The following is an 11,321-nucleotide window of genomic DNA, read 5'->3' on the forward strand; positions in this document are numbered from 1 at the left end:
GCCAGGCCAACCGCTACCCACTCTATTACTTCAAGGCTGAACCTGATCTTCCAGCTTCATGGTCAGGGCCAAGGTACTGCCCATCTGCACGGCGCGATCGCGCCATTGCTGATAGCGCTCCTGATCGCGTCGACTGAAGTGCACGGCCAGTTCTTCTGCCGCCTGCACCACACCCGCAGCGGCCGCCAGTTCGAGCCAGTACAATGCCGGCTTGAGCTCCGGTTGCACATGCAGGCCGTGAATCAGCCGGTAGCCAACCTCGAAACGACAGCGTGCCTCACCCTGTTCGGCACCCTGCAGGAACCATCGGTAGGCCAGCTGCGGATCGACCTGCCATTGCATACGGCCATCGCACACTTCTTCTTCGTACAAGTCTCCCAGCGCAGCGGCCGCATGCGACATGCCTCGCTCGAACGCCTGGCGGTAGCATTCGGCGGCCTGCGTGTAGGAACGATCCACACCTTTGCCGAAGTAGTGCTGCTGCCCCAGGTTGAACCAGGCCACGGCACTGCCCTGCAATGCCGCCATGCGCAGAAGGTGCCCGGCCAACACCGTATCAGCACGCCAGTACTTGCCATTGAGCCAGATCCAACCCAGGTCGTTCAGCGCTGCCACATTCCCCTGCAGGGCTTGCAGGCGCAGATCCTGGTAGACCGCTTGCAGGTCACTGGCTTCGTCCAGACGGCTGACCAGCATCGTCCGTTGACTGGGCATGCCGACACCTGCAAACAGCCGCTGGCGTCGGGCGACAGCGGGCGAAACGATCACCTGTGCCGGAAGCAGGCGGGCGAGCAGCGAATGGATATTGCCGACAGCAGACATGTTCATCCTCATTGAACGACGCACAACCTCAACCTTCGGCTGTGATGAGGCGTGATTCTGCGCAACAGGACGTCAAAACCTGTCGCGAACGATTCGGATGCAGGCAACCAAACGTCACTTACTTGATCTGAGCGGTCCGTGGCCAATTGCCATGCCCCTCGCGTGCCGCCATCCTAGAGCGGCAAGCCTAGACAAGGACGTTACCTTTTGCCGTTCGCCACCACTCGCGCCACCCTCAGCCGTCAGTGGGCGCTGCTGCGCCAGCTACCGGGCCGTTCTCCAGGCCTCACCAGTTCCGAGCTGGCTTGTCGACTACGAGACCTGGGCTTTACCGTCAGCAAGCGAACCGTAGAGCGCGACCTCAATGACCTGTCGTTGATCTTCCCGCTGGAGCGCAACGACAAGAGCATTCCCTACGGGTGGCACTGGGCCGCGGGCGTTGTGAGCGAGCTGCGCGGCACCACCGATCTGCTGGCGCATCTCAAAGGAGAAGCGCTGCAAGCGCCACCGGGCGAAGGCATTGAATTGGTGGCGCGCATCAGTGACCCACTGGCGCGCCAGCTCCGAGAGGCTCCACTGAGCAGCGACATGCAGTTGATCGCCCATGACCAGGGGCATCGGCTGCGGGCCACGGTGAGCGACGGGAGCTCGTTGCGCTGGTGGCTTTTGAGCCGTGGGGACGAACTGGTGGTCGAGCAGCCTGCGCAGTTGCGCGAAGAGATCGGCAAGATTCTCAGCAACGCCGCAGCCCAGTATCTAACACCATGACCAGGGACGCTCGCATTGGCCTTGGCCAATGCGATCGGCCAACGCCGGCGCTTGCAAGCTCAGCGCTGCATGCCCCAGCGCTTGACCGTCAGGCGCTCCAGGGTGTTGAAGACTAGCCCCTCAACCAGCAGCCCGATCAGGATGACCACCGCAAGGCCTGCGAACACCTTGTCGGTATAGAGTTCGTTGCGGTTCTGAAAGATGTACCAACCCAGGCCACCTTTGCCGCTGCTGGCACCAAAGACCAGTTCTGCGGCAATCAGCGTGCGCCAGGCGAACGCCCAGCCGATCTTGAGCCCGGACAGAATCGAGGGCAACGCCGCCGGCACCAGGATGTGCATCACCAGCCGTAGCCCTTTGAGGCCATAGTTGCGCCCGGCCATGCGCAGGGTGTCGGAAACACCCTGGAACCCTGCATAGGTATTGAGCGCAAGGGCCCAGAGCACCGAATGCACCAGGACGAAGATCAGGCTGTTGTCGCCTAGCCCGAACCACAGCAAGGCCAATGGCAACAGGGCGATGGCAGGCAGGGGGTTGAACATCGAGGTCAAGGTGCTCAGCAGGTCGCGCCCAAGCTGGGTGGAGACGGCCAGGCTGGTGAGACCAAAGGCCAGGATAATCCCTAGCAGGTAGCCCTTGAGCAAGATCACCAGCGACACGCCGACCTTGGCCGGCAGCTCTCCACTGACCAGGCCTTCCCACAGCGCGGCAGCTGTCTGCAGGAAGGTCGGTAGCAGCAGGTCGTTGTCCTGATAACGGGCGACGGCTTCCCACAGCAATGCGATAACTATCAGGATGACGGCCTTGCGCAGCCAACCGTGCTGCCAGAGGCGCTGACTCAACGACAGGTCGCGTTCCACAGGCACGCTGAGCAATGGCTCCAGCTGCACCTCGTATTCCTGGCGCACAGGGGTTGTGGTCATGGCTCAAGCTCCTGATCAGTAGGCAATGCGGATGTCGTTGAAACCAATGTCATCGACTTGAGCGGGGTCGGCCGCTTCATCGAACAGCAAACGGTGTATGCGCCGGGCACTGGCCTGGAAATCGCTGCCCCCCAGGCTGCCCAGGTGATATTGGTGGCTGTGCACCTCGGCGCGTACCCGGCCGGGGTGAGGCGTGAGCAGCAAGATGCGGTTGCCCACCACCAAGGCCTCTTCGATGGAGTGGGTGACGAACAGCAAGGTGAAGCGTACTTCCTCCCACAGCAGCAGCAACTCTTCCTGCATCTTGCGCCGGGTAAGTGCATCGAGTGCGGCGAACGGTTCGTCCATCAGCAATATCTTCGGCTGCGTGGCCAAGGCCCTGGCAATCGCCACGCGCGCTTTCATGCCGCCTGATAGCGTATGCGGGTAGGCATCGGCAAAGGCTGCAAGACCGACTTTCTCCAGGTAGTGAAGCGCCCGCTCTTCAGCATCGGCCCGCTTCAATTGGCCCGATACCAACAGTGGAAACATGACGTTGTGCTTCACCGTCTTCCAAGGCGGCAACTGGTCGAATTCCTGGAACACCACGATGCGGTCCGGTCCCGGGCCGCTGACGGGTTGCCCCTGAAGCAGGATCTGTCCTTCACGGGGTTCGATGAAGCCGGCCACGGCTTTGAGCAAGGTTGACTTGCCACAACCGGATGGCCCCAGCAGGACGAAGCGATCAGCCTGATCCACCTCGAAACTGACCTGATGGGTAGCGCGTACCACCCGTTGCCGGGTGCGGTATTCAAGGGTAAGGCCCTGCACGTTCAACAACGGCGGTGCTATAGGATGGCTCAAGGTGCTGACCGTGTGGCCTGGCAATGGCGCAGTCATGGCTCAGCTCCCCTGCAGCGGATGTTCATCCTGGAAGAAATAATCCTTCCACGACGCTGGCTTGTGCTTGATCGCGCCGACCCTGTAGAGAAATTCGGCGAGCTTGTAGGTGTTCTTTGGCGTGACGGTAAATTCGTACCGAGGGTTGTCGATCAGCTTGATGAGGCTTGCGCGGTCGATCTTAGCGTTGGTCACCCGGATGTAGGTATCGGCGGCTGCCGCCTTGTCGTTCTGGGCAAACGTGGCCGCTTCGGCGATGGCATCGACGAAGGCTCTGTACGTCTTGGGGTTGTCCTTGCGGAATTTTTCGGTGGCAAACAGCAGCGTGGGCGAATTCGGCCCAAGCAAGTCGTAGCTGTCGAGCACGATGTGCACGTTCTTGTTGGCCAGCGCCTGATCCTGGAACGGCGGGTTTGAGAAGTGCCCGTTGAGTTCGGTACCGCCTGCCAGCAAGGCGGCCGTCGCATCAGGATGAGGAACCGCCAGGGTGTACTTGTCCAGGCGGTTGTATTGCTCGTCTCCCCATTGCTGCGCCGCGGCGTATTGCAGCAAGCGCGACTGCACGGACACCCCCACCGCCGGCACGGCGATGCGGTCCTTGTCGGAAAGATCCGCAATGGTCTTCACAGCCGGATTGCTGCTGACCAGGTAATACGGGAAGTTGCCCAGCGAAGCCACGGCCTTGACGTTCTGTCGCCCTCGGGTTCGATCCCAGACGGTGAGCAGCGGGCCTACGCCAGCACCTGCGATATCCACCGAGCCGGACAGCAATGCGTCGTTGATGGCCGAGCCACCGGAAAGCTGTGCCCACTCGACGTCGATGTCGATGCCTTGCGCCTTGCCGTGCTTTTCGATCAGGTGCTGGTCACGCACCACATTGAGCAGCAGGTAGACGATGCCGAACTGTTCGGCGATACGAATCTTGCCTTCTGCCTGGGCGGCGGCGGGGGCCACGAGGCTGCCAATAACGAGGCTTGCGCCCAGCCCGATGCTTGCCGCCAGGCGGCTGATGGATTTGCGCATGATGGAATCCTTGTCGTCAGAACGGGGCATCGCCCTGGATGGTGGTGCGGTAGAGCTTGCGCCGCAGGTGTGCAGGGCAACCGGCAGCCAGGTGGATCAGGGAGCGGTTATCCCAGAACACCAGGTCGTGGGGCTGCCATTGATGGCGGTAGACGTTGTGCTCCAGCACGCTCAAGGCATACAGCTGCTGCAGGACATCCCGGCTTTCGTCCTCCGGCAGCCCGACGATGCGGGTGGTGAACCCTTCACTGACGAACAATGCCTGGCGACCGGTTTCGGGGTGGGTACGCACGACGGGGTGGATGACTTCCTGCACCTGAGCCAGTTGCTCGGCTGTCAGTGCAGGGCGCCAATTGCCTTCGAATCGGGTTTCGGCGTAGCGGGCTGTGTAGGAATGAGCGGCACTGCGCCCGGCTACCAGTGTGCGTAGCGCAGCGGGTACTGCGTCCCAGGCCTTGTGCATGTCGGCGAACAACGTGTCCCCGCCCTCGTCAGGGAGTTCCTGGGCATGCAGCATCGAGCCCAAGCTGGGCAGTGCCTTGTAGGAGAGGTCCGAGTGCCAGAACTTGCCCGCATCGCCCAGGCCGATGTTCTGGCCGTTCTCGATGATGTTGGAAACAATCAGGATTTCAGAGTGCCCCAGAAGCAGGAACTGCTTGAGCACATGAATCTGCAGTTCGCCAAAGCGGCGGCTGAACGCGATCTGCTGCTCAGGCGTGATGCGCTGATCGCGAAAAACCAGAACATGATGATCGAGGTGAGCGCGATGAATACGCGCGAAGTCCTGGGCATTGAGCGGCCTGGATAGGTCGAGGCCGATGACTTCGGCGCCGACGGCGCCGGCGAACGGGTGGACTTCAAAAAGTTGTGACGGCGCGCTATCGATGAGCGACAGGGCGTTCAAGGCGGCTGGCATGTTTCACTCCCACGCAGTGCGCGACTTCATGACGCGCGACGATCGGAAACGCACGGGGGACTCCCGTGTGGGTTCGAGTCGTGCGGCGCATCGATTGGTCGACGGGTACGCAGTGGGTGAACTATAAGGTCATAAGAAAGATATTTTAAATACCTTTAAAGCATAACCATAGTCCGGCCGGTGCATGGGCTGGGTGTCAGATCAGGCCACCCTCTTCTTCTTCCTCTATCAGGTTGTTGAGGCTGCTCAGCGCCTTGCGCGCCGTCGAACGGTTGAGCAGTTTGGCCTGGGCGCCAGGTGGCAGATCGGTGATCTTGAACACGCCTTTGGCGGTCAGCACATCGATCAGGTCTTCAAGCACCCGGATCATGTCCAGGTCGCTTTGCTTGAGCTGATTGAGGCTGTTTTCCACGACGTCATCGGCAAACCATTCCTGGATGTCGGCATGGTCGGCCGGAAGCATTTCGGTAAATTCGTCGAACGCAGCAGCTTCCACTCGCTGCAACTGGCCAGCGGCGTCGCGTTGCACGTAGAACATGGCGATGTCCCTCGTCACATGGATTCCTTCAGGGTAGACAGCAGCATAGGCAAAAAGCGCCGTACGCGTGGATGCGGCGCGAAAGTATGCGCTGTGGGAGTGCGTGGCGGGAAGGCCTGCCCAGGCAGTTGCGCCAGGTCAAGGCATACCGGGGCAACCTTTTACGGTTGCCCCGGTGATGGGCCGTCAGCTGTCTTTGTTGTGGATGATGATGGTCGGGTCGGCACCGCTGATCAACGAATTGATCGTCTGGTTGGACCAGTTCACACCTTCGAGCTTGATGGTGACGTCAGCATTGGCCAGCCCGCCATCGGTGTTGAGCTTGCCTTCGCTGCTGACCTGCAGCGTCGTGGTGCCCTCCACGGTCGACAGCTTGAGGTAGTTGTCGATGATGCTGCCTTTCTCGCCTTGCAACAGGTCCTTGAGGTCGATGCGGTCACCTTCGGAGCGGTTGAAGTCCTTGATGACGTCATTGCCATAATCGCCGGCCTTCCAGACGAAGGTATCGGCACCGCTGCCGCCGATCAGGATGTCGTCACCCGGGCCGCCGATGAGGGTGTCGTTGCCTGAGCCACCCAACAGGATGTCATTGCCTTTGCCGCCATCGAGGATGTCATTGCCGCCCTGACCGAACAGGATGTCGTTACCGTTACCGCCCGACAGGATGTCGTTGCCGTCATTAGGCCCTGAAATATCGAACTCGGTGTAGTGCTCAGCGATGTATTGGTGGACATTACTAGTCGTGACAGCACTGGCATCTACCCCTGTTTTCTGGGCGACATACGTTTGCAAGGCTTGATAGCCCTCGCTGACAACACCGTTCAAGGTAATCAAGTCACCAAAGATGATGTCGTTGCCATTCCCACCGTCGACAGTATCGGCACCAGGCAACGTCGCCTCAGTATGTCCAAGGATAGCGCTTGCCAGTTTGGTTGGATCTATATTGATCTGCGGTTTGCCCGCCGTGTCGTACGGCTTGAGATCAGCGAGGCTGACCTCAGAATTCAATCCAATAGCCTGCACCTTACTCAGTCCAGGTACGGTAGAACTACCACCGAGCAACATGAAACTATCAGTTGTATTTGTGGCCGAATCGCTCCAATTAGTGGATGACTTCTTGCCAGTGCCGCCCAAACTGGACAGCTCGTAGGTGCCATCCCCTTGGGCATGTATTGTCCCGATAGTGTTTGAGGAAATGGGAACAAGGAAACCCAAAAGATTGCCATACGTTGTGACTTTTAGTTGTCCAGCACTGTTTATGTCAACCTTGTGAGTTGAGTCAGCCCACTCACTGAACGTGGCACCAACCTTGTAGTTGTTAACATTAACAACCTCATCCAGCATTTTGCCGTTCGTCCACAGTCGAGCATCGGTCTGCTCGCCACGCTGGTAAAAGGTCGGCTTACCATCGGTAATGAAGTACGTCAGATTCTCAGCGTTCGTGTTGCCCATCGCCATCTTGCTCTTGAAGAAGTTGGCTGTAGTTTTAAACGCATCCTCATAATTGGTACCGCCGCCGTAGTCGCCGCCCTGCATGGAATTCAGAACTCTCTGAAGTTGGCTCAAAGCATCCGCGTCCGATAGATTGACGGCTATGTTTTGGTTTACCTGAGTATCGAAATCTACCAGGAAGATATTAACCGTTCCCGACGTGTCGGCCCCCACGCTCGCTTTGAGTGTCTTGAATACAGACTCCAGCTGTGTCTTCGCAGCAGCCACTGAGTCGTCGGTCATACTGCCGGAGCTGTCAACAATGAATGCAATATTGTAGTTTTTACCGGCCACCACGTTCAGGCCAGATACATCCGCCACGATGATGTCGTGACCTTCACTGCCATTCAGTACGTCGCTGCCCGATGTACCAACACTGGCTTTGTAAACGCCGCCATAAACCGTAACCGGAATACGGCCCACGGTGCTGGCGGAGTCACCTAGACTTTCAGTAGCAGTTGAAGTGACCGTTATGTCAAACGAGCCCTTGAAGTAGGCAGGGGGGGTAAGGGTCAAGCCACTGAGTTTCCACCCTGTTACGTTGATCGGCCCATCGCTGACTGTAGCCGTATGGCCTGCATTGTCAGTTACCACCGTTCCTTTTGGTAAGCCACCCAACGTCACTTTCAGCGTCTCGGAACCGTCGGTATCGGTCAGGGCAGTCGAGATACCGACCAGTTTCACCGTACCGTTCTCTGGGCCTTCGTTGAGCTTGTAGCCATCGTAGTAGGTTTGGCCGTTGACCGTGTGCGCGTCTGACACGCTCAGACCAGCGTTGGCCATCTCGGTCACGTTCTGGTACATGCGGATGTTTGCGCTGCTCAGGTCCACTGGGCTGCCAGCGCCCACCTGAATGTTCAGGTCATAGCTGCCCGGGCCGGACTGGTTGGCATGGTAGACCTCGATCGGGTAGTAGCCGGTCGCCGTAGGCGTGAACGACCCTGTCACCTGGCCGCCACCGCCCCACGTGGCCGTGACCACGGTCTTGCCACCGATATTGACCAGGAAGCTGTCGTCGGCAGTACCACTGAAGGTGTAGGTCTTGCCAGCTTCCAGGTAGATCAGGCCGGAGGTCTTAGAACCGCTGCCCCCATTCACGCTGCCGTCGGACTGGACGTTGGTGGTGGTGGCACTGGAGGTGGCGCTGCCGGAGTTGGCAAAGACCGTTTTCAGTGCATCACCGGTGATGCCATTGCCGTTGGTACCCAGGTTCTTCAGGGTGGTCCACACTTCCTTGGTCAAGCCTTTGGACACTACATCGGCGCTGCCGATGGCCAGCGTCGGCATGTCTGCCACAGGGCTGATGTCGACCTTCATGGTCGTTTCGGTACCCAGGTTGGTCCCGTCGTTGGGCTTGTACTTGAACTGCGCGTAGTCAGCCTGCTGGTTGCCCACGCCGGTGCCACCGTAGCCATCAGCGCCGGACTGGTTGAGCAGTGGCACGAACTTCAGTTTGCTGGCGGCGATATCGGCCTGGCTGATCACCTGGCCGACAGTAACGTTGGTCCAGCTGCTGCCGTTGAAGTACTTGAGGCTGCCTGCAGCCGGCAGCGAGGTGATGGTCACGGCCAGACCGGTATTGCCATCCGGGTCGGTGACCTTGAAGTCACCCCAGGCGAATACGTAGTCGGTGTCTTCCACGCCATACACGGCACCGCCTGGTGATACCGGCAGGTTGTCGTTGTCGAGGATGGCGGTGGTGACGCTGCCTTTGCTGCCGTTTACCTGCAGGTTCTCGAAGTTGCCACCGGTGGCGCTTTCGATCTTGACCGTGAAGTTCTCGGTGCCTTCGACCAGCTTGTCGTCGATCGTCGGCACATCGAAGGTCACGCCGAAGCTGTTGGCCGGGATCTTCACGGTGGTGACACCCGTGAAGTCTTCGCCGTTCTTGGCCGTGCCCGAGTAGCTGAGGGTCACAGTGACTTCGGACTGGGACGGGTTGCTCAACGTCAAGGTGTAGTGCGCCGTCTCGCCTTCGGTGAGCGAGGTGGTGCCACTGATACCGACGGTGGTCACGTCGCCCTGGCCGCTCGGCTCGTCGGTCACGGTCGTGGTCACGGCAGTCTTGCTGCCCACCAGGCTCTCGAACTGCTTGTCACCGGCAACGCTGATGTCGGTGATGGCCTTGGTGATGGCAGGCTGGCCACCGACGTACACGTCATCCGGCGCATTGATGCTGACCGTACCGCTTGCGGAACCCGCGGCAATGAACACTTGCGTGCCACCGGTCAGGGTGACGGTCACGCCACCATGGCCGGTCACTGGCAGGTTGTTGTCTTCGCTGACCAAGGTCACGGTGTAGGTGATCTTGCCACCCTCGACGACGGTGGTGTTATCCACAGCCAGCACAGCAGTGACCTTGCTGATGGTGTCAGTGATGTTGACCGAGGCAGGCGCGCCCAGCACCAGGTTCTCGAACTTGGCGTTTGGTACTTCGGCCTTGGTGATGCCGATCTCCAGCTTGCCCTCGTCCTTGAACACGTCATCACCCTGAGCTGGCGCGACGTAGGACTTGCTGGTCTCCCCGGCCTTGAACACAACGGTGGCGTTGTTGCTCAGGGTCACGGTGAGGTCCTTGTCCAGCACGCGGTTCAAGGTCAGGGTGAACAGAGGCGGCGTGGCTTCATTGACCGAGGCCTGGTTGGCCACGATGTTGACCAGTACCAGGTCACCCTGGCCGGCCGGCTCATCGGTCACCGCCGTGGTGACCGTGTTCTTGCTCGCCACCAGGTTCTCGAACTGCTTGTCACCGGCGACGGTGAGGTCAGTGATGGCCTTGGTGATTGCAGGTTGGTCACCGACATACACGTCATCCGGCGCATTGATGGTGACGGTGCCGCTGGCAGAGCCGGCGGCGATGAACACCTGGGTGCCGCCGGTCAGGGTGACGGTCACGCCACCATGGCCAGTCACCGGCAGGTTGGTGTCTTCACTGACCAAGGTCACGGTGTAGGTGATCTTGCCGCCTTCAGCCACAGTGGTGTTATCCACAGCCAGCACAGCGGTGACCTTGCTGATGGTGTCGGTGATGTTGACCGAGGCAGGGGCGCCCAGCACCAGGTTCTCGAACTTGGCGTTCGGCACCTCGGCCTTGGCGATGCCGATCTCCAGCTTACCCTCGTCCTTGAACACGTCGTCGCCCTGCGCTGCGGCGGTGTAGGTCTTGGTCATCTCGCCAGCCTTGAACACAACGGTAGCGTTGTTGCTCAGGGTGACAGTCAGGTCCTTGTCCAACGCACGGTTCAGGCTCAGAGTGAAGGTTGGGGCCGTGGCTTCGTTGACCGACGCTTGATCCGCAACGATGTTCACCCGCACCAGGTCGCCCTGGCCAGCAGGTTCGTCAGTCACGGTGGTGGTCACTGGCGACTTGTTGGCCACCAGGTTCTCGAACTGCTTGTCACCGGCCACACTGATATCCGTGATGGCCTTGGTGATTGCAGGCTGGCCGCCGACGTATACGTCATCCGGTGCGTTGATGCTGACGGTACCGCTGGCAGACCCGGCGGCGATGAACACCTGCGTGCCGCCGGTCAGGGTGACGGTCACGCCACCATGGCCGGTGACCGGCAGGTTGTTGTCTTCGCTGACCAAGGTCACGGTGTAGGTGATCTTGCCGCCTTCAGCCACAGTGGTGTTATCCACAGCCAGCACAGCGGTGACCTTGCTGATGGTGTCGGTGATGTTGACCGAGGCAGGGGAGCCCAGCACCAGGTTCTCGAACTTGGCGTTCGGCACCTCGGCCTTGGCGATGCCGATCTCCAGCTTGCCCTCGTCCTTGAACACGTCGTCGCCCTGCGCCGCGGCCGTGTAGGTCTTGGTCATCTCGCCAGCCTTGAACACAACGGTAGCGTTGTTGCTCAGGGTGACAGTCAGGTCCTTGTCCAACGCACGGTTCAGGCTCAGGGTGAAGGTCGGTGCCGTGGCTTCGTTCACCGACACTTGGTTGGCGACGATATTGACC

At 59.9% G+C, this 11,321-nt stretch carries 8 protein-coding genes; 1 reads left to right on the forward strand and 7 read right to left on the reverse strand.

Annotated features, from left to right (window positions below; genetic code table 11):
• Window positions 1-30: 30 nt before the first annotated feature.
• Window positions 31-822: a tetratricopeptide repeat protein gene (locus ACF8R3_RS01885; RefSeq protein WP_196185959.1), complete on the reverse strand. Its 792-nt coding sequence runs from the start codon at window positions 820-822 to the stop codon at window positions 31-33.
• 207 nt (window positions 823-1,029) lie between these two features.
• Here ACF8R3_RS01885 and ACF8R3_RS01890 point away from each other — a divergent pair, with 207 nt between their 5' ends.
• Window positions 1,030-1,590: a WYL domain-containing protein gene (locus ACF8R3_RS01890; RefSeq protein ID WP_058637032.1), complete on the forward strand. Its 561-nt coding sequence runs from the start codon at window positions 1,030-1,032 to the stop codon at window positions 1,588-1,590.
• Window positions 1,591-1,649: 59 nt separating this feature from the next.
• Here the strand turns inward: ACF8R3_RS01890 and ACF8R3_RS01895 are convergent, their stop codons facing one another.
• The 6 genes from ACF8R3_RS01895 to ACF8R3_RS01920 form a co-directional block, all read right to left on the reverse strand.
• Window positions 1,650-2,513 carry an ABC transporter permease gene (locus ACF8R3_RS01895; protein ID WP_058604670.1) on the reverse strand — a complete coding sequence of 288 codons (864 nt, stop codon included), beginning with the start codon at window positions 2,511-2,513 and terminating at the stop codon, window positions 1,650-1,652.
• Between the two features lie 15 nt (window positions 2,514-2,528).
• Window positions 2,529-3,392 (reverse strand): ABC transporter ATP-binding protein, encoded by an 864-nt coding sequence (locus ACF8R3_RS01900; protein ID WP_145253870.1) that lies wholly within the window; start codon window positions 3,390-3,392, stop codon window positions 2,529-2,531.
• 3 nt (window positions 3,393-3,395) lie between these two features.
• On the reverse strand, window positions 3,396-4,415 hold the full coding sequence (locus ACF8R3_RS01905; RefSeq protein WP_058637030.1) for an ABC transporter substrate-binding protein: 1,020 nt from the start codon (window positions 4,413-4,415) through the stop codon (window positions 3,396-3,398).
• Between the two features lie 16 nt (window positions 4,416-4,431).
• Window positions 4,432-5,331, reverse strand: a complete 900-nt coding sequence (locus ACF8R3_RS01910) for a TauD/TfdA family dioxygenase (protein WP_196185958.1) — start codon at window positions 5,329-5,331, stop codon at window positions 4,432-4,434.
• A gap of 196 nt (window positions 5,332-5,527) precedes the next feature.
• Complete coding sequence (locus tag ACF8R3_RS01915; RefSeq protein WP_023535786.1) at window positions 5,528-5,869, reverse strand: hypothetical protein; 342 nt, start codon at window positions 5,867-5,869, stop codon at window positions 5,528-5,530.
• A gap of 186 nt (window positions 5,870-6,055) precedes the next feature.
• The coding region (locus tag ACF8R3_RS01920) for an immunoglobulin-like domain-containing protein (RefSeq protein ID WP_392514740.1) at window positions 6,056-11,321 on the reverse strand (5,266 nt) is incomplete at its 5' end.

The organism is Pseudomonas sp. FYR_7 (assembly GCF_043106155.1).
Lineage (GTDB): Bacteria > Pseudomonadota > Gammaproteobacteria > Pseudomonadales > Pseudomonadaceae > Aquipseudomonas > Aquipseudomonas parafulva_B.